At 60.4% G+C, this 24,384-nt stretch carries 21 protein-coding genes; 9 read left to right on the plus strand and 12 right to left on the minus strand.

From position 1 onward, the window contains the following. Positions 1-11 precede the first annotated feature (11 nt). Together B7O88_RS15125 and B7O88_RS15130 are read left to right on the plus strand one after the other, a co-directional pair. Positions 12-1,487: a flavin-containing monooxygenase gene (locus tag B7O88_RS15125; protein WP_088277151.1), complete on the plus strand. Its 1,476-nt coding sequence runs from the start codon at positions 12-14 to the stop codon at positions 1,485-1,487. Next, positions 1,471-2,415 (plus strand): alpha/beta hydrolase, encoded by a 945-nt coding sequence (locus B7O88_RS15130; protein ID WP_088277153.1) that lies wholly within the window; start codon positions 1,471-1,473, stop codon positions 2,413-2,415. The genes B7O88_RS15125 and B7O88_RS15130 overlap by 17 nt, the downstream gene beginning before the upstream one ends. On the opposite strand, the gene B7O88_RS15135 is transcribed toward B7O88_RS15130, so the two are convergent. The 8 genes from B7O88_RS15135 to rutR form a co-directional block, all read right to left on the minus strand. Further along, a complete protein-coding gene (locus B7O88_RS15135) occupies positions 2,394-3,170 on the minus strand; it encodes an SDR family NAD(P)-dependent oxidoreductase (protein ID WP_088277155.1) in 777 nt (258 codons plus the stop codon). The genes B7O88_RS15130 and B7O88_RS15135 overlap by 22 nt on opposite strands. Positions 3,171-3,337: 167 nt before the next feature. Further along, on the minus strand, positions 3,338-4,267 hold the full coding sequence (locus B7O88_RS15140; RefSeq protein WP_088277156.1) for an ABC transporter permease: 930 nt from the start codon (positions 4,265-4,267) through the stop codon (positions 3,338-3,340). Then, complete coding sequence (locus tag B7O88_RS15145) at positions 4,267-5,361, minus strand: ABC transporter permease (protein WP_088277157.1); 1,095 nt, start codon at positions 5,359-5,361, stop codon at positions 4,267-4,269. The genes B7O88_RS15140 and B7O88_RS15145 overlap by 1 nt, the downstream gene beginning before the upstream one ends. Then, on the minus strand, positions 5,354-6,871 hold the full coding sequence (locus B7O88_RS15150) for an ABC transporter ATP-binding protein (protein ID WP_088277158.1): 1,518 nt from the start codon (positions 6,869-6,871) through the stop codon (positions 5,354-5,356). Before B7O88_RS15150 ends, B7O88_RS15145 begins: the two co-directional genes overlap by 8 nt. After that, a complete protein-coding gene (locus B7O88_RS15155; RefSeq protein ID WP_088277159.1) occupies positions 6,868-7,959 on the minus strand; it encodes a BMP family ABC transporter substrate-binding protein in 1,092 nt (363 codons plus the stop codon). The genes B7O88_RS15150 and B7O88_RS15155 overlap by 4 nt, the downstream gene beginning before the upstream one ends. Positions 7,960-7,992: 33 nt before the next feature. Continuing rightward, entirely contained in the window at positions 7,993-8,379 is a 387-nt protein-coding gene (locus B7O88_RS15160) for a VOC family protein (RefSeq protein WP_088277161.1), read from the minus strand. A 1-nt stretch (position 8,380) separates the two neighbouring features. Next, positions 8,381-9,388 carry an isopenicillin N synthase family dioxygenase gene (locus B7O88_RS15165; RefSeq protein ID WP_088277163.1) on the minus strand — a complete coding sequence of 336 codons (1,008 nt, stop codon included), beginning with the start codon at positions 9,386-9,388 and terminating at the stop codon, positions 8,381-8,383. A 242-nt stretch (positions 9,389-9,630) separates the two neighbouring features. After that, entirely contained in the window at positions 9,631-10,359 is a 729-nt protein-coding gene (gene rutR, locus B7O88_RS15170) for an HTH-type transcriptional regulator RutR (RefSeq protein WP_088277165.1), read from the minus strand. A 236-nt stretch (positions 10,360-10,595) separates the two neighbouring features. On the opposite strand from rutR, the gene rutA reads away from it, so the two are divergent. The 6 genes from rutA to rutF are packed head-to-tail and all read left to right on the plus strand — an operon-like array spanning position 10,596 to position 14,763. Then, positions 10,596-11,687, plus strand: coding sequence for a pyrimidine utilization protein A (gene rutA, locus B7O88_RS15175; protein ID WP_088277167.1), 1,092 nt, complete (start codon positions 10,596-10,598; stop codon positions 11,685-11,687). Then, positions 11,687-12,439, plus strand: coding sequence for a pyrimidine utilization protein B (gene rutB / locus B7O88_RS15180; RefSeq protein WP_088277169.1), 753 nt, complete (start codon positions 11,687-11,689; stop codon positions 12,437-12,439). Before rutA ends, rutB begins: the two co-directional genes overlap by 1 nt. After that, on the plus strand, positions 12,436-12,819 hold the full coding sequence (rutC, locus tag B7O88_RS15185) for a pyrimidine utilization protein C (protein WP_088277171.1): 384 nt from the start codon (positions 12,436-12,438) through the stop codon (positions 12,817-12,819). The genes rutB and rutC overlap by 4 nt, the downstream gene beginning before the upstream one ends. Before the next feature lie 13 nt (positions 12,820-12,832). After that, complete coding sequence (gene rutD / locus B7O88_RS15190) at positions 12,833-13,636, plus strand: pyrimidine utilization protein D (protein ID WP_088277173.1); 804 nt, start codon at positions 12,833-12,835, stop codon at positions 13,634-13,636. A 12-nt stretch (positions 13,637-13,648) separates the two neighbouring features. After that, positions 13,649-14,239, plus strand: a complete 591-nt coding sequence (locus tag B7O88_RS15195) for a malonic semialdehyde reductase (RefSeq protein ID WP_088277175.1) — start codon at positions 13,649-13,651, stop codon at positions 14,237-14,239. 11 nt (positions 14,240-14,250) lie between these two features. After that, entirely contained in the window at positions 14,251-14,763 is a 513-nt protein-coding gene (rutF, locus tag B7O88_RS15200) for an NADH-dependent FMN reductase RutF (RefSeq protein WP_088277177.1), read from the plus strand. 42 nt (positions 14,764-14,805) lie between these two features. On the opposite strand, the gene ppnN is transcribed toward rutF, so the two are convergent. The 4 genes from ppnN to B7O88_RS15220 all read right to left on the minus strand — a co-directional run bounded on the left by ppnN (position 14,806) and on the right by B7O88_RS15220 (position 21,679). Beyond that, positions 14,806-16,179 (minus strand): nucleotide 5'-monophosphate nucleosidase PpnN, encoded by a 1,374-nt coding sequence (gene ppnN / locus B7O88_RS15205; RefSeq protein ID WP_088277179.1) that lies wholly within the window; start codon positions 16,177-16,179, stop codon positions 14,806-14,808. Positions 16,180-16,331: 152 nt separating this feature from the next. Next, positions 16,332-19,172, minus strand: a complete 2,841-nt coding sequence (locus tag B7O88_RS15210) for a bifunctional diguanylate cyclase/phosphodiesterase (RefSeq protein ID WP_088277181.1) — start codon at positions 19,170-19,172, stop codon at positions 16,332-16,334. A gap of 467 nt (positions 19,173-19,639) precedes the next feature. Beyond that, positions 19,640-20,014 carry a hypothetical protein gene (locus tag B7O88_RS15215; RefSeq protein ID WP_140418591.1) on the minus strand — a complete coding sequence of 125 codons (375 nt, stop codon included), beginning with the start codon at positions 20,012-20,014 and terminating at the stop codon, positions 19,640-19,642. Positions 20,015-20,155: 141 nt separating this feature from the next. Further along, positions 20,156-21,679, minus strand: a complete 1,524-nt coding sequence (locus B7O88_RS15220; RefSeq protein ID WP_088277185.1) for a Fic family protein — start codon at positions 21,677-21,679, stop codon at positions 20,156-20,158. Positions 21,680-22,153: 474 nt separating this feature from the next. Between B7O88_RS15220 and B7O88_RS15225 the strand changes: the two genes are divergently transcribed. Beyond that, a complete protein-coding gene (locus B7O88_RS15225) occupies positions 22,154-24,355 on the plus strand; it encodes a P-loop NTPase family protein (protein ID WP_140418592.1) in 2,202 nt (733 codons plus the stop codon). The last annotated feature ends 29 nt before the right edge of the window (positions 24,356-24,384 follow it).

Consider the following 24,384-nt stretch of genomic DNA (forward strand, 5'->3'; position numbering starts at 1 on the left):
GGAAGCACACAATGACAAAAACACGCTCACCTGCCGCACCACTCGACGCCATCATCATCGGCAGCGGGTTTGGCGGCATAGGCATGGCCATCCAGCTCGACCGCGCCGGCATCAGCAACTTTCTGCTGCTGGAAAAGGCCGCCGACATCGGCGGAACCTGGCGCGACAACCACTATCCGGGTTCGGGCTGCGACGTACCTTCGCACCTGTATTCCTACTCGTTCGAGCCGCGTACCACCTGGCCGCACAAGTACGCCCGCCAGGACGAAATTCACGCCTACATCCGCCACTGCGCCGACAAATACCATCTGCGCCAGCGCATTCGCCTCAATTGCGAAGTCCGCGAAGCCCGCTTCGACGCTGACAGCGGCTGCTGGCAGGTCACTACCGCCGGCGGAGACACCCTGGTCGCGCGCAACCTGATCGCCGCCACCGGCCAGCTCAACCGCCCACTGATGCCAACCATCGACGGACTGGACAGCTTTGCCGGCCCGGCCTTCCACTCGGCCGAGTGGCAGCACGACGTTGATCTGAAGGGCAAGCGGGTCGCGGTCATCGGCACCGGCGCCTCGGCGATCCAGTTCGTGCCGCAGATCGTGCCCGATGTGGCCCAGCTTGACCTGTACCAGCGCAACGCCGCCTGGGTGCTGCCCAAGGATGATTGCGAGTACAGCGATTCGCGCCGACGCTGGCTGAGTCGCCTGCCGCTGCTTCATCAGCTGGATCGTGCATGGCAGTACCTGACCCACGAAGTCCGCGCGCTGGCCTTCGTGCATTTCCCGGCACTGGTCAAAAGCAGTGAACGCGCCGCCAAGCGTCATCTGGACCGTCAGGTCAGCGATCCCGCCAAGCGCGCCGCACTGACCCCGGACTACCCGATGGGCTGCAAGCGCATCCTGATCAGCAACAACTACTACCCGGCGCTGGATCAAAAGCACGTCAACATCGTCAGTGACGGCATCGAGAAAATTGTCCCGGAAGGCGTCGTCACCAACGACGGCACCCTGCATCCGGCCGACGTGCTCATCTACGGCACCGGCTTTGCCGCCACCGAGTTCCTCGCGCCGATCCGCATCAGCGGGCTGGACGGCAAAGACCTGAACGACGTCTGGCGCGACGGTGCAGAAGCCTACAAGGGCATCTCGGTCGCCGGCTTCCCCAATCTGTATGTGCTCTACGGGCCAAACACCAACCTCGGCCACAACTCGATCATCTACATGCTGGAAAGCCAGTTCCGCTACGTCGTTGCCTGCGTAAAGGCCGTGCGCGACCGTGGTTTGCGTTATCTTGATCTGCAGCCCGAGGTGCAGGCGCGCTACAACCGGCAGCTGCAGGACGATGCCCGCGGCACGGTCTGGGCCCAGGGCTGCCAGAGCTGGTATCTGACCGCCGACGGCAAGCAGACCGTCAACTGGCCCGGTTTTACCTTCACCTATCGATACATGACCCGCAAACCGACATGGAGCGATTATGTCCAGGTACGTTGATGAGCTGTATCGCAATCCGGGGCAGCCCGGGTTGCGCGCCCTTCTGCGCGGTATGCTGAAACTGCTGTTTCGCGGTTTGATCCGCCCGCCCGTACCCTTTGCCGTGCAGGCGCTGGTGCTGCGTCTGCTGACCCTCGGCATGCCGCTGGCCAAAGGCGTGACCCGCAGCGCCGAGCAGATCGCCGGACGGTCCTGCATGTGGCACCGCCCGGCCGCTGGGGGCAACGGTCGCGTGCTGCTGTACCTGCATGGCGGCGCCTTCGTCATCGGCTCCCCGCAGACCCATCGGGGCATCTGCTCGGCGCTGGCCAGCCGTGGCCAGTTTGATGTCTGCGCACTCGATTACCGACTGGCGCCGGCGCACCCGGCACCAGCGGCCTGTGACGATGCGGTCGCCGCCTACCAGGCGCTGCTGCAGCGAGGCTATACGCCCGCGCAGATCACCCTGGTCGGCGATTCGGCGGGCGGCAACCTGGTACTGGTGACGGCGCAAAAGCTGGCCGCGCTCAAGCTGCCGCTGCCCGCCTCACTGGTCTGCTTTTCACCGGTCACCGACATGACCGCCGAGCAGCTGCACGCGCCTGCGGCAGGCGATCCACTGCTGCATCCGTCCTGGCTCGACAGCGCCCGCGACGCCTACTGCCCGGCCGGGCTGGACCGCGCCGATCCGTTGGTGTCGCCGCTGTTCGGCCAGCTCAAGGGCTTGCCGCCATTGCTGCTGCAGGTCGGTGAAGACGAGGTGCTGCTGAACGACAGCCTGCGGCTGGCCGAAGCCGCGCGCGCAGCCGACGTTGCCGTACGGCTGGAGCGCTACACGGACCTGTGGCATGTATTTCAGGCCCACACCGGGCTGCTGCACAGTGCTGATGCGGCGCTGCAGCGGGTGGTGGAGTTTGTGAACAGCGCTCAGGCCGACTCGGTAAGCTGATCCCGGTGAATCGCGTAAGGCCCCCAGGCCTGACGCACCGGCACCACTTCCAGTCGGTTGATGTTCATGTGCGCCGGCAGCGCGGCGATGTAGCCCACCTGTGCGGCTACATCGTCGGCGGTGAGCGGCACCGTGCCCTGATAGACCTTGTCCGCGGCACCCGAGTCCCCGGCGTTGCGCACCAGACTGAACTCGGTCTCGGCAATCCCCGGAGCCAGATCAGTCACCCGCACGCCGGTGCCCTGCAGGTCGCAGCGCAGGTTGTAGGAAAACTGCTGCACGAACGCCTTGCTGGCACCGTAGACATGACTGCCCGGATACGGATTGCCGGCGGCAGTGGAGCCGATGTTGATGATGGTTGCACCGCTACCCCAGGCGATCAGTTTAGGCAGTACCGCGTGGGTGACGTTGACCAGCCCGGTGATGTTGGTGTCGATCATGGTGTGCAGGTCACTCAGCTCGACCGCCTGCGCCGGCCCCGGCGCCAGCGCCAGCCCGGCGTTGTTGACCAGCACCTGAATCCCGGAGAACGGATCCGGCAGCTCATCGATGGCGCGCCGCACGGCGATGGCATCGCGTACGTCCAGCTGCAGCGGCAGAACGCTGGTCAGCTCACTGAGTTCATCAGCCAGCGCCTGCAGCCGCTCCAGACGGCGACCACAGAGAATCAGCGGCCAGCCCTGCCGCGCCAGACAGCGCGCGCTGGCGGCGCCAAACCCGGAGGTCGCGCCGGTAATCAATACTGCACCTTGCATGGGTATATCCTGTTCTTAAATGAGATCACTAGCCGCAGTGGAAAGCGTCGGCGAGGCAGTCAGCGCAAGGCAAGAGTCAGCGAAACAGCGCAGTTTACGAACAGTAAATGAGCATGTTGAACCGACTCTTAACGCCGCGCTGGCCACGCAGCCAGCTTTCAACGCGGCTAGCGCCTTTCCTCACGAATAAAAGGCTCCCCCAACGCCCCGGGCTGGCTGCTGCTGTCGCGGCTGGCCAGGGCTACCCAGATCATCACCCCGAGGGTGACGGCGTAGGGGGTCATGAATACGAAGTACTGCGGCAGGCGAATACCGGACGCCGCCATCTGCGGAATCAGCGCCTCGATACAGCCGAACAGCACGGCACCGGCCAGCGCCTTCCACGGCGACCAGCGGGCAAAGATCACCAGCGCCACGGCAATCCAGCCGCGCCCGCCGACCATGTCGGCGATCCACATCTTGGTGCTCAGCACCGAGATATAGGCACCGGCCAGACCGATCAGCATGGAGCCGGCGACGATGGCCGCGCAGCGATAACCCAGTACCGGAATACCGGCGGCATCCGCCGCCTGCGGGTTCTCGCCGACCGCACGCAGGCGCAGACCCAGCACACTGCGATTGAGCACCAGCACCACCACGACGAAGATCAGCGGCGTAACGAATACCAGCGGGTTCTGCACAAACAGCTTGCCCACTACCGGCAGCTCCGAAAACGGCCAGAGCGAGACCGCGTGCAGCCCGGCGACCGGCTTGTTGGTCCAGTCCAGCAGGGTGCCGAGCAAGCCGGTCAGGCCCTGACAGAAGAACACCAGCGCAAGACCGGCGATCACCTGATTGATCCGCATCACCAGCACCATCAGGGCAAACAGCAGCGAGACAACCCCGGCTGCACACATCGCCAGAATCAGCGCCCAGACGGTTGCGCCACCGGTCATCAGCGACGCCCCGATACCCGCCAGCGCGCCCACCAGCATCAAGCCCTCGGCGCCCAGCGCCAGCACCCCGGAGCGTTCGATCACGATCAACCCGAGCGCCGCCAGCGCAAAGGGCACGGCAAAGTCGGGAATGTTGCCGATCCAGCTTGCAATCATGTCCATCAGACCTGCCCTCCCTGAATGCGGCGAATACGATGGCGGATGAAGAACTCGGACGACGCCACGCAGATCACCAGAATCGCCTGGATCAACTGCACCATCGAGAACGGGATCTGATAGAACACCTGCAGACTGCGCCCGGCGACAAACAGGGTCGCCACCAGCACTGCTACCACGGTCGCGGCAATCGGCTGATTGCGCGCCAGAAAGGCGATCAGAATCCCGGAGAAGCCGTACCCGGCGTAGAACGAATGGGTCAGTCGCCCTTCCTGCCCGGCGGTAATCATCAGCCCGGCCAGACCTGCCAGCGCGCCCGACAGCAGAACGGTACCGAGGATTACCCGCTTAACCGGCACACCGACTGCGCGGGCCACGCCCGGGCTGCTGTCGACAAAGCGCAGGTACAGGCCAGCGCGCGAGATACCGGTAAACCAGAGCACGAACAGCGCGACCACCAGCGCCAGCACCACCGCCAGACTGACGCCATCGAACAGCTCGGGCAGACGCTCGAATACCTTGTACTGCGGCGAATAGGGGAAAGAGTCACGCGGGTCCTTCCAGCTGCCGTAGACCAGATGCAGCAGGAAGTTGATCGCAATGTAGTTGAGCATCAGCGTGGAGATGATCTCGTTGACCTTCAGGTGCAGCTTGAGCAGCACCGGCGCCAGCGCCCAGAGCAGGCCGCAGGCCATGGCGCAGACCATCATCAGCGGCAGGCGCAGTGATGGCGGTCCGATCTCGAACAGCGAGATTGCGGTCGCGCCAATGGCGCCCCAGATCATCTGGCCCTCGAGGCCGAGGTTCCAGAAGCGCGCGCGGAAGGCCAGACAGCCGGCCAGACCGACCATAATCAGCGGCGCGGCCTGAAACAGCACCGCACGCAGGCTCTGGCTGTCGAACAGCGTGAGGATGACAAACTCGTTGAGCAGCTCACCGGCGGGCACCCCGGCGCTGACCAGAATCGCCGCCGAGATCAGCATGCCGACCAGCAGCGCCAGCGCGATGACCAGCGCCTGCCAGTACCAGGCCATCTGCTGGCGTACTTCCAGGGTGTAGCGGCGCGCCAGCAGCGGTTGAAAATTCGTTGTATCAAACATGATTCACCATGGCCTGCCCGATTGCCTGGCGGTCCGCCGGCTGGGCAAACTCGCCGATGATACGTCCTGCCGACATCACGCCAATGCGGTCTGCCAGCGCCATCACTTCGTCCAGGTCTTCACTGATCAGCAACACCGCAGAGCCGGCATCACGGGCGCTGCGCAGCCGCTCGTGCACCGCCAGGGTGGCGCGCACATCCAGCCCGCGGCTGGGGCTGTGGACGATGACCAGTTGCGGGGTGCGGGCAAACTCGCGGGCAATCACCAGCTTCTGCGCGTTGCCGCCCGACAGCAGCGCCGCCTTCTGTTGCAGCGAGCGCACGCCCTGCACATCAAACTCGGCGACCGCGGCGGCGGTATCGGCTTCAATCCGTTTGCGGCGCAGAAACCAGAACGGCCCGTAGCGGCCGCTGTGTACATCGCCCATGGCAAAGTTGTCGCTGATCGACAGCGGTGCGGCGAGCGCCGAGCTGTAGCGGTCGGCGGGAATGCAGGCGATGCCCAGCTCGCGGCGACGGGCCGCGCTGAGGCTGTTGAGATCACCTTCGCCGACCAGTTCCATCTCGCCGGACACCGGCTCCGGCAGGCCCATCAGCGCACCCGCCAGCTCACTCTGACCATTGCCACCAACCCCGGCGATGCCGTAAATCTCGCCAGCGCGCAGCTCAAGATTGACGCCGCGCAGCGCCGGCGCAGCGCCGCTGGAGCTCAGATCACGCACCGCCAGCCTGACCTCGCCCGCGTCTCGGCTGGATGGAATCTGCGGTGGAGTCGGCGCGTCGCCAACGGTCAGTTTGACCAGCTCACCGACCGACACGGTCTGCGGCTTGAGGCTGGCAACCGTTGAGCCTGTGCGCATCACCGTCACCTGATCGGCGTAGCGCATGACATCATTCATTTTGTGGGTCACCAGGATGACGGCAGCACCTTCCTGATGCGCGAAATTCTGGACCGTGGTCAGCAGGTTTTCTGCTTCCGCATCGGTCAGTACCGCGGTGGGTTCATCGAGAATCAGAATGCGGGCGCCAGCCAGCAGCACCTTGAGAATCTCGACCCGTTGCTGCTCGGCCACCGACAGTTGATCCACCCGCGCGTGGGGTTCGATGCTGAACCCCAGGCTGGCGGCCATGGCGGTGATCTGCTCGGCGGTCTGCGCCAGCCGCTGCCGGTACGTGCCGGCCTGCAGGTGACGAAGACCGAGCAGAATGTTTTCTGCCACGGTGAAGGGTTTCACCAGCTTGAAATGCTGGTGAACCATGCCGATGCCCTGTGCGGCAGCATCGAGCGGCCCCTTCAGATGAACCGGGTTGTCGTCGATGAACAGCGATCCGGTTTCCGGCGCATACAGCCCTGCGGCGATGTTCATCAGGGACGACTTGCCCGCTCCGTTCTCGCCCAGCAGAGCATGTACCTCGCCCCAGCGTGCGGTGAAGGAGGCCTCGGACAGCGCCTTGAAGCCGTCAAACGACTTGCTTACGCTGTCCAGCCGGATCGCGTTCGGGTTACTCATTGCTGGGTAATCACTCCCTTGACGAACCAGTCCATGGACCAGAGTTCACCGTCCGACAGCGCCTCACCCTCAGCCGCCTTGACGTTGCCGTCACGGTCAGAGATCGGGCCGGCGTAGATCAGTTTCTCGCCGTTCAGCAGTGCCTCGCGAGCAGCCATGATCTTGGCTTTCTCTTCTTCATCGATACCCTTGCCGCAGCAGGAGACGTCGGTACCGCCCTGCTCCATCGACAGCAGCGCACCGTTCTCCGCCGGGACCCAGTTGCCGGCCATGATTTTCTTCAGCTCCGGTGCAAGGAAGCGATCCCAGACCCAGACCGAGGAACAGACAGTGGCTTCGGGGGCGAACTCGCTCATGTCACGGTGGTGACCGGTGCCATAGACGCCGCGCTCCTGGGCAACGATCTGCGGGGTCGGGCTGTCCACGTGCTGACCGATGACGTCGGCGCCCTGGTCGATCAGTGCGGTGGCTGCCGCGCGCTCCTTGACCGGGTCGTTCCAGGCGCCGGTGTAGATCACGGTGACGGTGGCATCCGGGTTCATCTGCTGCGCGCCCATGGCGAAGGCGTTGACGGTCCAGTTCACCTGACCGAAGGGGTTGGCCGCTACAAAGCCCAGCTTGCCGGTTTCAGAAGCGGCACCCGCGGCCATGCCGCACAGGTACTGGCTCTCGTAGGTACGACCGTAGAAGGACTCCAGGTTGTGCGAGTTGGTAGTGCCGGAGCCATTCAGGAAGGCCACTTCCGGATACTTGTCGGCCAGTTCCTTGAAGGTGTCGGAGTAACCAAAGGCGGTACCGATGATGATGTTGGCACCACGCTGAATCAGCCGTTCAACGGTCGGTTTAATCGCCGAAGCGGTTTCCGGCACGCTTTCCACGTACTGAATCTTTTGGCCGATCTCGCCTTCCAGACGCTGACGCGCCTCGTCGAACGCCTGGGTCCAGCCGCCGTCATTGCGCGGGCTGATGTAGAGCATGGCGATCTTCGCCGGGCCGGTCAGGGTAAAACCGCCTTCCTCGGCAGCAGCCAGGGTCGGCAGGCCGCAGGTGGCCAGGGCGCATACGGCGCCCGCAATCAGTTTTTTCATTGCCAAAGTCCTTCTTGCGATCAGGTGGTGTGACTACATCATGTGGTTGATACGGAACACGTTGCCTTCCGGATCCATCAGCACCGCCTGATACCAGTTGTAATAGGTGGTATACGGCGGCTTGATCAGGGTGGCGCCCGCTTCGACGGCGATCGGCACCATGCGGTCGACCTCGGCCGGGCTGTCGACGTCGATGTTGAGCAGAAACTTGCAACCGCGGGTGTCGGAGTGCTCGGCCAGATGCAGCAGCTCGTAGGCATCCGGCGCGTTGAAGCCGATGCAGCAGGTGCCGGCATCCAAACCGACAAAGATCGGCGAGCGAATCGCCTCCACTTCCGGAAAGTCGAACACCCGCTGGTAGAACCCGCTGAGCGCTTCGATGTCGCGGGCAAATACGTTGACGTAGGAAAGTTTGCTCATCTCAGGCCACCTTGCTGCCGCCGAAGGTCGTCTGACGGACGAACTTGGACTTGAGGTGATCGCCGGAGCTGACCGGCGCATACCGCGGCGCCTCGCCCTCGGCCAGGCAGCTCGGCAGACACTCGACCATCACGTCGTAGTTGGGCTGATGGAAGAACACCAGCGACTGGCGCTGCTGATCGCCGGCGGCGTCTTCCGGCGGGTTGATAACGCGGTGCAGTGTCGAGATCCACTGGTCGTTGGTCCACTGCATCATCAGGTCACCGATGTTGACCACGAAACCGTCTTCAACAAAGGGCACATCGACCCATTCGCCGGCGCGGTTGCAAACCTGCAGGCCGCCCAGCGCACCATCGGGTTTGACGATGGTCAGGCTGCCGTAATCGGTATGCGCACCGGCACGCAGCTGACCTTCCTCGATACCCTCTTTCAGGTGCGGGTAACGCAGGCTGCGGAACATGCTGATGTGCTTGTCGATCTTGTCGTCAAAGAAGGTTTCCGGCAGCTCCAGCGCCAATGCAAAGATACGCATCAGCGAACGGGCCAGATCGCCCATGGCTTCAAAGTATTCGGTGTAGGCGTGCTGAAAACCGGGCAGGTCGGACGGCCAGACGTTCGGCGCAAAGTGCGGACCGGCCATGGCTTCAGAATAGTAAGGCTCGGCAGGTACGTTGCTCGGGCCGATCGAGAAGGATTCCTTGAGGTCGCCCGGCGCCGCCTCTTCCATCGAATAGGAAAGGCTTTCTTCGGCAACCGCGCTGTAACCTCGCACCATGTCCGGACGCGGACGGTCTGCCTTGCGCTTTTCGGCCATCGGCAGATCAAAGAACTGTGAAGTCAGGGCATAAACCCGCTCGATCAATTCCTTGGGAATCTGGTGCTCGGTAATAACCAGAAAGCCGATGTCGCGACAGGCCTGGTTGACCGCTCTGGCCACCTCAGCCTTGCCCTCGGCAGTCCCGCCGAAATAAGGCCCTAGATCGATGATGGGGACGTATTGAAGCGTCATACAACCGTTTCCTCCAAATGGAGCTCAGCGGGAGCGCTGGGCAAAAGAAGCGACGCGAGGAGTGTTCGACGCGCCATTTTCCAATCAGCGGAGACGTTTGCAGCAACTATGCCAAAAAGCGTTTTTACTTAAAAAACAGATAGATAATGAAAAGCGATCGCTTGTTTTGGAACAAACGGTCTGATCTAGAGCACTCGGTTTGTGCGTTTAGCCCAAAAAAGGGGCGGAGATATTGATCTGCATCAAGAGCGCGGACAAACGCCCTGCAACACCAATGCCTTGAGATTGGTCAGCGTCTCGGCAAAGAAGGCCGGATCTTCCAGGGTACGACCAGAGACGGCCTCAACTTGGGTACGAAAGTCCGCGTAATGCTGGGTCATCGCCCAGAGCGAAAAGATCAGATGGTGCGGCTCGACCGGTGCCAGCTTACCGGCCTCGATCCAGGCATTGATGACGCTGACCTTGGATTCGACGATATCACGCAACGAGCCCTGCAGCTCGCCCAACAACAGCGGTGCCCCCTGAATGACCTCCAGACAGAACAGCCGCGACTCGGCCGGATGATCTCGCGACAGCTCCAGCTTTACGCGCAGGTAGTCACCAATCGCCTCGGACGGATCCTGTTCGACACTGAACGCCTTGAGCGGGCTGAGCCAGACATCCATCAACTGACGCAGCACATTGATGTACAGATCTTCCTTGGAAGCAAAGTAATACAGCAGGTTGGTCTTGGACACGTCGGCCTGGCTGGCCACCTGATCAAGACTGGTGCCGTGCAAGCCGTAACGGGAAAACACATCCAGCGCCGCTTCCATGATGGCGCTGCGCTTGGTTTCCATCAGCCGCTTGCGCCGATTCAGCGTGGCCTCACTGGGCACCCGAGTCCGCGCCTTGGGCTTCTTGGCAGGTGTTGCGGGACGCTGTATCTGTTTGCTCACTGGGAGGTATGCCTCTTCTTTTAACGCCCGCATTCTACCCTTGGGGATAGCAGACAACTCAAGCCCCAAAATGGGCCCCAAAGCGAATCGGAATGCACAAACCAAGTGCTCTAATTCGGACTAAATGGTCTAACTTAAACCAGTCAAACCACCCAAGTCATTGATTTAAATCAACAAAAAAAACATGGCCTGGATTGTGCTTTTCAGCTGTTCAGCGGCCGGCAGGGTATGCCGACCTTCCGAACAAATGGACCACGGAGTGCAATCCAATGAATGTAGGTATCTTCATCCCGATCGGTAACAACGGCTGGCTGATCTCCAAGAACGCGCCGCAGTACATGCCGACCTTCGACCTGAACAAGGCCATCGTGCAGCGCGCAGAGCACTACGGCTTCGAATTCGCCCTGTCGATGATCAAGCTGCGCGGCTTTGGCGGCGAGACCGAGTTCTGGGAACACAACCTCGAGTCCTTCACCCTCATGGCCGGCCTGGCTGCCGTGACCGAGCGCATCCAGCTGTTCGCCACCGCCGCCACCCTGACCCTGCCACCGGCCATCGTTGCGCGCATGGCCTCGACCATCGACTCGATCTCCAACGGCCGCTTCGGCGTCAACCTGGTGACCGGCTGGCAAAAACCGGAATACAGCCAGATGGGCCTGTGGCCGGGTGATGAGTTCTTTGCCAACCGCTACGACTATCTCGGTGAGTACGCCACTGTGCTGCGCGACCTGTGGACCACCGGTCGCAGCGACTTCAAGGGCGAACACTTCCAGATGGACGACTGCCGCGTCAGCCCCAAACCCCAGGCCGACATGAAGGTCATCTGCGCTGGTCAGAGCGAAGCCGGCATGGCCTTCACCGCCAAATACGCCGACTACAACTTCTGCTTCGGCAAGGGCGTCAACACGCCGACTGCCTTTGCCCCGACCGTCGAGCGACTGGTCAAGGCCACCGAGGAAAGCGGCCGCGACGTCACCTCCTGTGCGCTGTTCATGATCATCGCCGATGAGACCGACGAAGCCGCGCGCGCCCGCTGGGAGCACTACAAGGACGGCGCCGACCACGAAGCCATTGCCTGGCTGGGCGAACAGGGCGCCGCCGACACCAAATCCAAGGGCGATACCAACATCCGTCAGATGGCCGATCCGACCTCTGCGGTGAACATCAACATGGGCACCCTCGTCGGATCCTACGAAAACGTTGCCCGCATGCTCGACGAAGTCGCCACCGTGCCCGGCAACAGCGGTGTGATGCTGACCTTCGACGACTTTATCAAGGGCATCGAAGACTTCGGCAGCAAGATCCAGCCGCTGATGAAGAGCCGCCAACACGTAACCAAAGAGATGCAGGAGACCGCGTGATGAACAGCCTGACCCAACCTGTTGTCGGTCATGCACCGCTGCGCAATAACCCGACCGATGTGATTCTGCCCGCGCGCCCCGAGTCGCTGGCGATCAACAGCGGCGAGACCGCATTGATCGTGGTCGACATGCAGAACGCCTATTCGACCAAGGGCGGCTATCTGGATCTGGCCGGTTTTGATGTCTCCAGCACCGGGCCGGTGATCGAGCAAATCGCCCGCGCCATCGAAGCGGCCCGCGCCGCCGGCGTGCAGGTGATCTTTTTCCAGAACGGCTGGGACAGCGAGTACGCCGAAGCTGGCGGCCCTGGCTCGCCGAACTGGCACAAATCCAACGCGCTGAAGACCATGCGCAAGAACCCGGAGCTGCAGGGCAAGCTGCTGGCCAAGGGCAGCTGGGACTACGATCTGGTCGACGCCCTGCAACCGCAACCGGGCGACCTTGTGGTGCCGAAACCGCGCTACAGCGGCTTCTTCAACACCGCCTTCGACAGCCTGCTGCGCGCCCGTGGCATCCGCAATCTGGTGTTCACCGGCATCGCCACCAACGTCTGCGTGGAGTCCACCCTGCGCGACGGCTTCTTCCTCGAATACTTCGGCGTGGTGCTGGCCGACGCCACCCATCAGGCCGGCCCGGAATTCGTCCAGCAGGCCTCGCTGTACAACATCGAAACCTTCTTTGGCTGGGTCAGCAGCGTCGATGACTTCTGCACTGCCCTGACCAAGCCCGTTACCCAAGGAGCATCCGCATGAGCAAAACCACCGTACTCCCCGCCGGCACCGGCAAACCGCTGGCCCCCTACGTTCCGGGCTCGATGGCCGATGGCATTCTCTATGTCTCCGGCACCCTGCCCTTCGACAAGGACAACAACGTGGTGCACGTTGGCGATGCCGCAGCGCAAACCCGTCACGTGCTGGAAACCATCAAGGGTGTGGTCGAGGAAGCCGGCGGCACCATGGATGACGTCACCTTCAACATGATCATGCTGCGCGACTGGAGCGATTACGCCGCCATCAACACCGTCTACGCCGAGTACTTCCCGGGCGAAAAGCCGGCGCGTTACTGCATCCAGTGCGGTCTGGTAAAGCCGGACGCGCTGATCGAAATCGCCAGCATTGCCCACGTCGGCTGAGGCCGTGGCCGTGATGCATATCGAAATCCACGGCCGGCGTGATGCCGACGCCCCGACGCTGGTATGCAGCTCGGGGCTCGGTGGCGCGGCGCACTTCTGGATGCCGCAACTGGACGCACTGACCAGCGACTACCGCGTCGTACTGTACGACCAGCTCGGCACCGGCAAGAGCCCCGCCACGCTACCCGCCGACTACAGTATCGACGCCATGGCCAGCGAGTTGCGCACGCTGCTCGCCAGCCACGGCATCGGCGACTATCACCTGATCGGTCACGCCCTCGGCGGTCTGGTTGGTCTGGCGCTGGCCATGCAGCAGGCACCGGGGCTGCGCAGCCTGACGCTGATGAACGCCTGGTCGCGGCTCAGCCCGCATACCGCGCGCTGTTTCTCGGTACGCAAGCAGTTGCTGGCCGGCAGCGGCCCGGCTGCCTACGTCGAGGCGCAGTCGCTGTTTCTCTACCCGCCGGACTGGATTGCCGCCAACATCGAGCAGCTGCAAATCGACGACCGCAAGCACGTGGCCGGCTTTCCGCCGACCGACAACCTGCTGCGCCGCATTGCCGCCCTGCAGGCATTTGCACCGGACGCACAGGCGCTGGCCAACATCCGCCAGCCAACGCTGCTGATCGCCAACCGCGACGACATGCTGGTGCCCTGGCAGTGCTCGCGAGAGCTTGCCGAGCAACTGCCGAACGCCCGCCTGGAATGCTTTGACTACGGCGGCCACGCCTCCAGCGTGAGCTGCCCGGACACCATCAATACGACGCTCAGGCGCTTTCTTGCCAGCGTCATTCACGACACCGAATACGCCGCCTGAGTGAGGGCAACCATGTACGAACCATTGGATCAAAGCGCCCTGGCGCAACTGTTTACCAAGGCCCGCAGCCACAATGGCTGGCTGGATCAGCCGGTGCCCGACAGCCTGCTGGAAACCATCTACAACCTGACCAAAATGGGCCCGACCTCGGCCAACTGCAGCCCGGCACGCTTCGTGTTCGTGCGCACCCGCCAAGGCAAGGAGATGCTCAAGCCGTGCCTGTCATCAGGCAATCTGGAAAAGACCATGAGCGCGCCGGTCACCGTAATCGTTGCCTACGACTCGCGCTTCTACGACGCGCTGCCCGAGCTGTTCCCGCATGCGGACGCACGCAGCTGGTTCACCGGCAGCCCGGAGATGATTTACGAGACCGCGTTTCGCAACAGCTCGATGCAGGCCGCCTACTTCATCATGGCCGCCCGCAGCCTGGGACTGGATACCGGGCCGATGTCCGGCTTTGACGCCAAGGCGCTGGACGCCGCGTTTTTCAGCGACAGCCACTGGAAGTCCAACCTGTTGATCAACCTCGGTTACGGCGACAGCAGCAAGGTGTTCGACCGTTTGCCGCGTCTGGCCTATTCCAAGGCCTGCATTCTCACCTGAAGGAGCCCGTCATGCTCGCAGCCAAGATAGTGGAACCCATGCCCGCCCCGGTCACCAAGGACGCTTTTCGCAACGCGATGTCGGTGCTGGCGTCAGCCGTCAACGTGGTCACCACCGATGGCCCTGCCGGCCGCGCCGGCTTCACCGCCACCGCCGTGTGCAGTGTGTCGGACGAGCCGCCAAGCCTGCTGGTCTGCCTCAACCGCAGCGCATCGGTCTACGACATCTTTCAGGCCAACGACCACCTGTGCGTGAACACCCTGACCTGCGAGCAGCAGGCGCTGTCCAACCTGTTCGGCGGCAAGACAGCGATGGAGGAGCGCTTTGCCAGCGCCGACTGGAGCACCGATGTCAGTGGCGCACCGATGCTGGACGACGCGCTGATCAACTTCGATTGCCGCATCAGCAACCGGGTTGCCGCCGGCAGCCACGACATTCTGATCTGCGAGATTCTGGCGATCCGCCAGCGCGACAGCGGCGACGGCCTGGTGTACTTCCAGCGCCGCTATTGTCAGCCGGTCTGACACAGGGCACCTCGCCGCGCTGACGGCGAGGCACCTCCTGCTTCAGCTGGCCACGCGGTAACACGGCTCGTAGTCGGCCCCGCCCGGCAGCTTCATCCGGTGCTGATCAACAAAGGCCTGCAGCAGCGCATCCAGCGGCTGCATGATGCGCGGGTCGCCGTGTATACGGTACGGCCCGTGCTGCTCAATCAGACGAATACCCTTGTCCTTGACGTTGCCCGCAACGATCCCGGAAAACGCCCGGCGCAGGTTCGCCGCCAGTTCGTGCGGCGGCATATCCAGGGTGAGCTGCAGCGCCTCCATGTTGGCGTGGGTCGGATCAAACGGGCGCTGAAAACTCTCCTCGATGTGCAGCAGCCAGTTGAAGTGGAAGGCGTCGTTGCGCTCGCGCCGGAACCGCTCCACTTCCTTGAGCCCGGCGGCCATGCCGCGCGCGACCTCGGTCGGATCGTCGATGATGATGCGATAGTGCTGCTGCGCCTCGGCGCCCAGGGTCGCACCGACAAAGGCATGCAGTTGCTGCAGATAGGCCTCGGCGCTGCGCGGGCCGGTGAGGATGACCGGGAACGGCAGATCACGGTTGGTCGGGTGCATCAAAATACCCAGCAGGTAGAGAAACTCCTCCGCCGTACCGGCACCGCCCGGGAAGATGATGATGCCGTGACCCACCCGCACAAAGGCCTCCAGGCGCTTCTCGATGTCGGGCATGATGACCAGTTCGTTGACAATCGGGTTGGGCGCTTCGGCGGCGATGATGCCGGGCTCGGTGATACCCAGATAGCGCCCCTCAAGGATGCGCTGCTTGGCGTGGGCAATGGTTGCCCCCTTCATCGGGCCCTTCATCACACCAGGCCCGCAACCGGTGCAGATGTCGAGATTGCGCAGGCCCAGTTCGTGCCCGACCTTCTTGGTGTACTTGTACTCCTCGATGCTGATCGAGTGCCCACCCCAGCACACCACCATCTTCGGTTCCAGCCCGGGGCGCAGGGTGCGCGCGTTGCGCAGCAGATGGAAGACGTAGTCGGTGATGCCGGCGGAGCTTTCCAGATCTATCCGCGGGCCGCCCAGTTCGCTTTCGGTATAAACGATGTCGCGCAGCGCGCTGAACAGCATCTCGCGGGTACTGGCGATCATCTCGCCATCGACAAAGGCATCAGCCGGCGCGTTGATCAGCTCCAGCCGCACGCCACGATCCTGCTGGTGAATCTGCACTTCAAAATCGGCGTAAGCCTCAAGAATGGTCTTGGCGTTATCGACGCGGGCGCCGGTGTTGAGAATCGCCAGCGCACACTGCCGAAACAGCTGATGCAGGCCACCGGAGCCGACCTTGCCGAGTTGCTGCACTTCACGTTGAGAGAGGGTTTCCAGGCTGCCTTTGGGGCTGACCGATGCATTGATTACGTTGGGTCTTGTCATGCGAGGCTTCCTTGGCAAACGCCGACGACCACGCCGTCGGGTGACGATAGATACGACCGCGATGGTCGCAAAGGTGCCTTCATTCTCGACCCCGGCAGCCTGCCTTGGCAATCGCCGGTGGGCAACATGGCGCCCGGGAGGCAGGTGACCGATCAGCTGGTTGCCAATGACTCACGAGAGCGTCCCAGCGCGGCCGCTTCAACCGGGCGACCAAACAGGTAGCCCTGAAACACCTCACAGCCGCTGTCGACCAGAAAACGCATCTGCTCGACGGTTTCCACGCCCTCGGCCACGACGCCCAAACCGAGCGTTCGCCCCAGCGCCACAATGGTGCCGGCTATCGCCGCGTCGTTGGCGTCGGTGAGAATGTGGTCGATAAAGGACTTGTCGATCTTCAGCTGATCCAGCGGCAGTCGCTTGAGATAACTGAGCGAGGAATAACCGGTGCCAAAATCATCCAGCGAGAAACGGATACCCATCTGTCGCAGGGTGCGCATCTTGCCGATGGTACGCGGCAGGTTGTCCTGCAGCATGCTCTCGGTCAACTCCATGCGCAGCCTGGCAGCAGGTGCGCCCGTGGCGTCGATGACAGCGGTTACCTGATCGACAAACTCGACCTGATTCAGCTGCCTGGCACTGACGTTAACGGCGATATGCCAGTGGGCGCGCTCCGGGTCCTGTGCCCAGCTGACCAACTGACGGCAGGCCGTTTCCAGCACCCATTGACCTATCGGCAGGATCAGCCCGCTGTCCTCGGCCAGCGGAATGAAGGTGGCCGGCGAGACCATGCCACGCTGGGGGTGCTGCCAGCGGATAAGGGCCTCGACACCCAGTATCCGCTGCTGCCCGTCCACTACCGGCTGATAGAACAGGCAGAACTCATGGTTCTCCAGCGCCTGACGCAGGTCGCGCAGCAGCATCGCGCGCGCCACCACCTCGGTCTGCATCGCCGGATCAAAGAAGCATACCTGATCACGACCCGCATCCTTGGCCCGATACATCGCCATGTCAGCCTGTTTGACCAGCTCCTCCGGCTGGTCATCGATCAGTGAGAACAGCGTGACGCCGATACTTGGTGACACACCCAGCTGCAGACTGCTGAGCTGATAGGGCTCACCCAGCCGCTGACGAATGTGCTCTGCGCGCGCGGCGACCCGGGCGATGACCTGGTCCAGATCACTGCCCAGGTCTTCAAACAGCAGCACAAACTCGTCCCCACCCAGCCGGGTCACGGTGTCCACGTCACGAACCACTTGCTGCAGCCGTCCGGCGACCTGACACAGCAGTGCGTCTCCCTGGGCATGACCAAGGGTATCGTTGATCTCCTTGAAGTTATCCAGATCGATCATCAACACCGCACCGTAACTGCCGCTGCGCACAGCCTTGCGGGTCGCCTGCAACAGGCGTTCGGTCATCAGCCGGCGATTGGGCAGGCCGGTCAACTCATCGTGCAGAGCGATATGCAGTGCCTGCGCTTCAGCCTGCTTGCGCTTGGTAATATCGGCGCGGATGGCGATATATTGCTCCGGCAGGCCGTTGTCACCGACAAAGGGCACAATGGTGGTCTGCACCCAATACAGCGAGCCATCTTTCGCCCGGTTGCAGACCTCGCCATTCCAGACCTCGCCGTGGGTAATGGTGCGCCAGAGGTCGTCGAAGAACTCCCGCGGATGAGTCCTCGAGTTGAGCAGGCTGTGGGTCCGCCCGATCAGCTCGTCGCGGGCGTATTGGGAGATCGCGCAGAACTTGTCGTTGACCTTGGTAATCACGCCACGCGCATCAGTGAACGCAACAATGGCATGGGCGTCCAGTGCCAGCCGAATATCACTGTTCTCGCGCATCGACAGCTCCAGCTTTTGCAGGTTCCGCTCGCGCTCCGTGGTATCGGTAAAGATCGCCATGACGCCGTCGCCATCAGGCACCACAATGGCATGACCATGGCGCAGCTCCCCCTGCGGCGCGCAGTAAGCGCCATCAAGCTGTCCACGCTCACCGCGCAGTGCATTGCGCAGCAATGGCAACAGCTGCCCAAAAAGATCAGCATTGATCGCCCGCTCAAATGGCCGCCCCGTCTCGGCAGCGGCATCGCTGAGAAAGGTGCGTTCGAAGGCCGGATTGCAAAAGCGGATCGCCAGACTCGGATCCAGCCGCACCACACCGACCGGCAGATTTTGCATCAACCTGTTCAGGTCCTGCTCCCGGGCCTGCGCAAGCTCGGTCGTTCTGCTTAGCAGCCTGTAGGGCTCATGCACCGCGACGATAAATGCTGCCCGATAGATAAAGATGTAGGCCAGCACCTTGTAGAAGTGCCCCAGCAGGCTGATGGCGTCAGACGGATCGACATAGCCGGTAAATGCCAGTTCACCCACCCCCATGACAAAGCTTGCCAGGCCGAGCCAGAGGAAGCGCACATTGCGTTCGCGGCGGAAACGGGTGAACAGCCAGCCGGACAGCACCAGATTGGCTGCACACAGAGCGTATTCAATCCGAGCCTTGAACGCTGTGACACCCTGCCCCGGCACAAAGGTATCCGGCAGCAGATGCAAGGCATATACACCCGTCAGCAACAATCCGGCGAACAGCAGCAGCGCAGCCGCCAGCCAGCGCAACGGTGTGCCGTGAAAGCGCACTCCGGCAGCAACCAGCAGCAACGACAAAGCCTCGATAAAGCGCCCTGCCAGCCAGAAAAAGATGGAGAGTTCGACGCTGCCATCCACGATCAGTGACGGCATGCCTTCATACGCCAGGGCATGGGCCAGATCGCTGGCCGCCACAAGGCTGAAACCAAAGATCAATACATTGGCCCGCGGCAAGTCCCGTTTACCCAGCGACCCCCAGGCGATAGCGACAACCATCACCGACACAACAACGGCGACCAGCTCCAGCAACAGGTGAAGGGAAACGTAGTCCTGCGGCCGCTCGACAAAAAGCGGGATGCGAGGAAGAGACAGGGCAACGACCATCAATGCAGCCGACACCAGGCACGCAAGCATCGCGAACCGCCACTTAGGGTCACCACCAGGATGCATTCGAATACTCCGCAAAGCCAGACAGCTGCAGCGCCCGTCGCAGCCGGGTTACGCAAGACACAAGCAATGACAGCCCGCCTGACGGGCCACCATTGATGCCCAGTTGCACTGGCGTATCGCCGCCGGGCGGCGGTGCTTCCGAGCACGCCAAGGGTCGGGCAGTTCCGATCTGCCTCTTGCAACAACCGCTGAAAAACAAAAAAGGCCTGCGATTTCTCGCAAGCCTTTTGTGTTGTGGTGCCGGCACCAAGAGTCGAACTCGGGACCTACTGATTACAAGTCGCTAGATGTTACGCCAAGGCCCGTAAAGTCTAGGCTAGTGTTGCCGAGGGTACAATAGGGTTAACTAGTTGTTTATGCTTGGTTTTCACGAGTTTTCCTAAGATCGCAAAAACTGGGCACTGTACCGCTACTGTACCTTTTTGCTGTACCTATTTTGTACCTTTTGAGGGTGTGAACGGCTTCCAGGTTCTTGGCATTCCGGCCGCGCCTAGACCAGCAAATCCCTGACAGCTTTTGCTCAGGCAATCCAGGCTCTCTTCATCAACGCCCAGACCACAGACGAAAACAGCAGGGCCGTTTGAAAGAACCAGCTTTCCCTCCCGGACATCTGCATCAAAATCATCGGCCCGCTTGATGTCACCTCTCATCCGGCCGATAGATTCAATCCGAGCGTTATTCCCGTTCACAGTCATAACGACGTAGATACCCATGCAATTATCTCCTGCATAGCTACCGTTGAACTCACCTGTACATCCAATGAGCCAAAAGCAGGCACCGACGATTGCAACATAGTGTTTGAGCATAACGACTTCCTCACCGTGGCTGTAGGCTCTCAATACCTAGTACCTAGCTGGCGTGTCAGAAGCTCGCCGGCAGGCGAAATGCTGGCAATCTAAACTGCGCAAATTGAGGGAATAGCATGGCCTCCAGGATCGACTAAGTTATTACTTGTCAGCCTGGCTACTCGACACAGAAGCTTGCGGGCCAACGCCCTGTTGCTGCTCTAGCACCTCCTTAGCGACCTCTTCGATATAGTCGAAGACATGGTCCGGTACGGCGTACTTATACTGCTTGCGGCGGTTGATGGAGACCTTTCCGTCGTTGCTCAGGCACATCATTACTAAGCTGGCGAGATCGCTGCCGCGCACGTCGAATCGTTCATCTACGCGCCGATAGACGGTGTCGTAGGACGCTAAGAAAGCAGTTTCTTTCTGGAGCTCCTCCTCTAGGGCTAGCTGAGCCATTTTCAAAGTGAATATCACGCTCGGGGTTGCATCCCAATATCGGTAGATAGCGTCGACGCCATTGAAGGTAAAGTCGTATTGACCGTAGTCGATCCACCGAACCTCCCAAAACTCGCGCGCATGACGCGAAAAGGTCTGCAGGGCCTCCAGGTACTGCCTTTCTTGCCGTTTCATAGCGACAGACACAGGCAGGAGCAGTCCGTTATCCAGTGCTCCAGCCCGGCAGAGCGCCTGATGAATTAAAAACCGCGACAAACGTCCATTTCCATCCATAAAGGGATGATTGAAAACGAAGCCGAAAGAGATAACGCCGGCGGCCACGAGCGGATCAATTCGGTTAGGAGCCTCATTTGCAAACTGCATTAGGCTATCCATTAGCTCCCGACAAAGATCCGGTGGAGGTGGTAGATAGGTCACACCTGCAGCACCCTGCGCGCCGTCCGATAGGTAGTTCTGTTCGTGACGGAATGCACCTGCACGATCTAACGGGTTTGAAACGACTGCATTCTGCAATTGGACCAAATAATCCTCTGTCAAAGAATGCCGGTCATGAGCCTGGCGCAGCAGTTGGATGAATCGACGCGACTTGTCTTCAGTGGGGGCCTCACGCTCGATAGCAAAAGAGTCCTTGGTCTCGTGTAGGTATGCCCAGTTAATCGCCCGATCCATGACAGTCGGAGGCAGAGACTCAATGAACTCCTTGGCCCGACTGAGTATGTCGTGGTCCAGCAGCGCGGAGAGCTCTTTGGTCCGCTCAACTGTGGCACAGTATGTGAGGTCCCCAAGACCATTAAATTCAATGCGCCATTTGGAGCTCCGCTTGCCGGTCATGGTTACATACTTTTCTGGCTCGTAAAGCGGCGCGTAGCCGGCGCGGACCGGAGCATGCTGGCCGAGTTGGCGGCCGGTAAACTCCTCCCACAGGTAGCATGCTTTACGTATGTAAATGCCGTTGGGTGACGCCTGATAGGCTGTCTCCAACTCCTCTGAAGGAATCATCGGCAGAGCCTGGGCCAGTACGGCCAGATTGATTCCTTCATGTTTGAGGGCAAAGAGCATATGACCCAGTGAGTCTCCCACGTCAGGTACGAGGTTCTGCGGGACAGCGAGAAGGTTTCCGATTCTTTCAATCCGGGTCACAGGACGTACAACAGCCGGACATTTGAGCGGAACTGCGGAAAGCTGCAGCTGCTCAATGAGATGGTTGTAGCCGACGGAGCTCATCACAAAATCCTTTCTTAGGTAACGGCATCGAATATTTTCTTAACCTCCCCAAGAAAATATTAATTTTTTTCTATTATGCCATTAAAATTTTAATTTTCCGCAAGCGATCGCTAAAGGCGGCTAGGAAAGCTGTTGCTAGACCGGTCGCATCAAATATTTTCTTCACTCAGCCATGAAAACCTTAATTTATGCGACACCTCTCAATAAAACGTTAACTCCCGAGGCTTATTAAGCTGTGGCTCCCCATTGGTCTGTTTGGGCGCGTGACGAACAGATTGAGCCGATAAAAAGCTGAGAGTACTGCAATGAAACTATGCCAGCCCCCGGCCCGGGACACCTGAACGCAGCGCCGGTTTCGTCTGAGAAAAATGATCGTAGCGAAACAAATGCGATCAGACGTAGCTTGCATTTGTTACCCCCGTTTGAGTGGTGACGGCTAGTGGGTCCCGTTATGTTGAGTACTCAACACAACTGATGGCGAACGCCAAAAGGGGGCAAGAAATGCATTTGACGAGGATTTCATGCATAGAACCACCGGAAGAGATGCGGAGCAAATGGGCCAGAGAAATCCTGACTGACGCTATTGGGCAAGGACTCACGCCAGCTACCGTGTCTTCAGACAGGCTAGTCAGCTTTACGGTAACTCTCCCAACCGACTTGGCCAACGCTTTGGATGAAAAGGCCAGCAGGTTAAATCGCCCAGTTGCCGAGATTGCAGCAGGGTTTATAGAGAGCGCCAGGGTTAAAATGAACGCTCAGCCCAGCAATGCCGCTACTCCTCATAAGGGCTTAGTCGGTGAGAGTCTCGTTAGCTCAGGCCTTCGAGCACTAGCCGAAGCTACCTGGAGCGCCGTCAGGAGAAAGAAGATCGCCTTTGCCGAAGCAGCCACCAGCGCCGGCAATGGGATGATGCTGGCATCTTTAGCAGCCACCGCTGTAGCACAGGGACAGAAGGTAGTGGTCAGTGCTCCTTTTTCGGTTACTTGGCAGCTGATCGAAGAACTAGCCGCGATTCCAGAAGCCCTATCCTCGGGATTGGCTTTATTACTAACTCGAGCAGATGTCGTGTCGCCGCTGTTATTGCGCCAGTGGGCCACCGACCGCAACAACCAAGAATTACTAGATTGGATTGATGAAGGCGGTAAGCCCCGCGATGAAAGGGCTATCAATGCCGGCAGGGTCCTTGGCATAGAGCTGGGTTGGTTGCTGGAAGATGCTCTGGAAGTCGCAGGTAATATCCCCGTTGAATCTGTAACTCTCGAGACCAAGATCGGAGCAAAAGGCTGTCCTGCAGTGAAGATGTACGAGGCAGTCCAATCGCTTGGCGCCCAGGCGTCCATTCAGATCTGCTCTCATGCCTACCTTGCTTCGCACGTTCAACAGCTATTTTTGCGGGCTACGAATAATACTACGGCCGCCCAAGCACCTATTGGAGGACTTCTACCCCCCAAGATCGATTTGCTGTTGATTCATGAGGCCCATTTGCTTGAACAAGCCATATCGGCAGGGTTCGAGCATGAGATCTATTTCAGTACGGTAGCGAAAACCCTCCGAACCTCTACGCTTCCTCGGAAGCGAGCCGCTATAGAGCAAATTGACAAGGCTACAGGGCGAATTTCCGAGCTGCTGAAAGAATTACGCTCCGGGGATCGGCGGGACCAGTCGGCTGCAACCGGTCGAATTACAGACTTTGAGGGCTTGCACTCAAAGATACGAGATCTGGATTCAGCGCTTGAAGGGCTGAAGCCACGGAATAAAGATTATGAGCTCCGAGCTACTATCGAAGCCACCAGAAAAGCCCTTATGGAGTGCCTCACTGACCATTCCACGGTTCGATTGGAACGGACATCTCTGAGTAAACACCCCCATATCGTAGCAGGTAAGGCCAACCTTGAAACACCACTAGGCTTCCTTTGGGATCAGGTCGGTGCTGCGGCCCTAGTCTCGGCTACCCTCTATACAGATGGCGCAAGCGGTAATCTGACGCGCTGGAAGCTCCACATACCCAAAGAACGTGCTGAATACCTACAGCCGATACATCCAGAATGGATCTATCGCACGGTTTTGTACCGTAACGTCCGCACATCAATTCCGCCTAATGACTCCTCTGAATGGGCCGCAGAGACAGTAGCTCAGGTCCGCCAGATAGCAGCCAATGCCTCTGGCGGGACACTAGTGTTGTGTACATCCAAACTTAATGCCAAGCAAATTGCCGACGGTCTTGCAGAAGAGCTGGACTCGCGTCTGATTATTCAAAGCCAACACGCAAGTGCAAGTGGTTGTGCTGCGCGATATAGAGCGATGTATTTAACCGGGGCAAGGCCCGTATGGATTGCTACAGGAGCCGCCTGGAACGAGTCCCTGCTTAGTGACGTTCGGGCAGACTCAACCGAAAATAATATGGTTTCAGACCTCGTAATCCCTCGACTGCCCCTTCGGCTGAATCGCTCGCTATCTCACCAACGCAGGGTCGCGATGATGGGAGACACCGTCAACTTGCAAGAGGCGAATTTGCATTTTCGCCAAGGTCTCGGTCGTTTAATTTGGAAAGTGGGGGCAGGACCCAAAAACCTATGGGTTCTTGACTGCCGGCTTGACCAAAAGAAACCCTGGGCCGCTGGCTTCAATAAAACCCTTTCCCTGTATCAGAGCAAACCACGGGTACGAGAAGCCTGAAATCGAGCGCAGCAAACGTTATGGAAGCC

The organism is Halopseudomonas aestusnigri, assembly GCF_002197985.1.
Classification (GTDB): domain Bacteria; phylum Pseudomonadota; class Gammaproteobacteria; order Pseudomonadales; family Pseudomonadaceae; genus Halopseudomonas; species Halopseudomonas aestusnigri.

Coding starts and splice junctions, on each gene's coding strand:
- B7O88_RS15125 (WP_088277151.1), top strand. CDS start 12: ATGACAAAAACACGCTCACCTGCCGCACCACTCGACGCCATCATCATC.
- B7O88_RS15130 (WP_088277153.1), top strand. CDS start 1,471: ATGTCCAGGTACGTTGATGAGCTGTATCGCAATCCGGGGCAGCCCGGG.
- B7O88_RS15135 (WP_088277155.1), bottom strand. CDS start 3,170: ATGCAAGGTGCAGTATTGATTACCGGCGCGACCTCCGGGTTTGGCGCC.
- B7O88_RS15140 (WP_088277156.1), bottom strand. CDS start 4,267: ATGGACATGATTGCAAGCTGGATCGGCAACATTCCCGACTTTGCCGTG.
- B7O88_RS15145 (WP_088277157.1), bottom strand. CDS start 5,361: ATGTTTGATACAACGAATTTTCAACCGCTGCTGGCGCGCCGCTACACC.
- B7O88_RS15150 (WP_088277158.1), bottom strand. CDS start 6,871: ATGAGTAACCCGAACGCGATCCGGCTGGACAGCGTAAGCAAGTCGTTT.
- B7O88_RS15155 (WP_088277159.1), bottom strand. CDS start 7,959: ATGAAAAAACTGATTGCGGGCGCCGTATGCGCCCTGGCCACCTGCGGC.
- B7O88_RS15160 (WP_088277161.1), bottom strand. CDS start 8,379: ATGAGCAAACTTTCCTACGTCAACGTATTTGCCCGCGACATCGAAGCG.
- B7O88_RS15165 (WP_088277163.1), bottom strand. CDS start 9,388: ATGACGCTTCAATACGTCCCCATCATCGATCTAGGGCCTTATTTCGGC.
- rutR (WP_088277165.1), bottom strand. CDS start 10,359: ATGCGGGCGTTAAAAGAAGAGGCATACCTCCCAGTGAGCAAACAGATA.
- rutA (WP_088277167.1), top strand. CDS start 10,596: ATGAATGTAGGTATCTTCATCCCGATCGGTAACAACGGCTGGCTGATC.
- rutB (WP_088277169.1), top strand. CDS start 11,687: ATGAACAGCCTGACCCAACCTGTTGTCGGTCATGCACCGCTGCGCAAT.
- rutC (WP_088277171.1), top strand. CDS start 12,436: ATGAGCAAAACCACCGTACTCCCCGCCGGCACCGGCAAACCGCTGGCC.
- rutD (WP_088277173.1), top strand. CDS start 12,833: ATGCATATCGAAATCCACGGCCGGCGTGATGCCGACGCCCCGACGCTG.
- B7O88_RS15195 (WP_088277175.1), top strand. CDS start 13,649: ATGTACGAACCATTGGATCAAAGCGCCCTGGCGCAACTGTTTACCAAG.
- rutF (WP_088277177.1), top strand. CDS start 14,251: ATGCTCGCAGCCAAGATAGTGGAACCCATGCCCGCCCCGGTCACCAAG.
- ppnN (WP_088277179.1), bottom strand. CDS start 16,179: ATGACAAGACCCAACGTAATCAATGCATCGGTCAGCCCCAAAGGCAGC.
- B7O88_RS15210 (WP_088277181.1), bottom strand. CDS start 19,172: ATGCTTGCGTGCCTGGTGTCGGCTGCATTGATGGTCGTTGCCCTGTCT.
- B7O88_RS15215 (WP_140418591.1), bottom strand. CDS start 20,014: ATGCTCAAACACTATGTTGCAATCGTCGGTGCCTGCTTTTGGCTCATT.
- B7O88_RS15220 (WP_088277185.1), bottom strand. CDS start 21,679: ATGAGCTCCGTCGGCTACAACCATCTCATTGAGCAGCTGCAGCTTTCC.
- B7O88_RS15225 (WP_140418592.1), top strand. CDS start 22,154: ATGGCGAACGCCAAAAGGGGGCAAGAAATGCATTTGACGAGGATTTCA.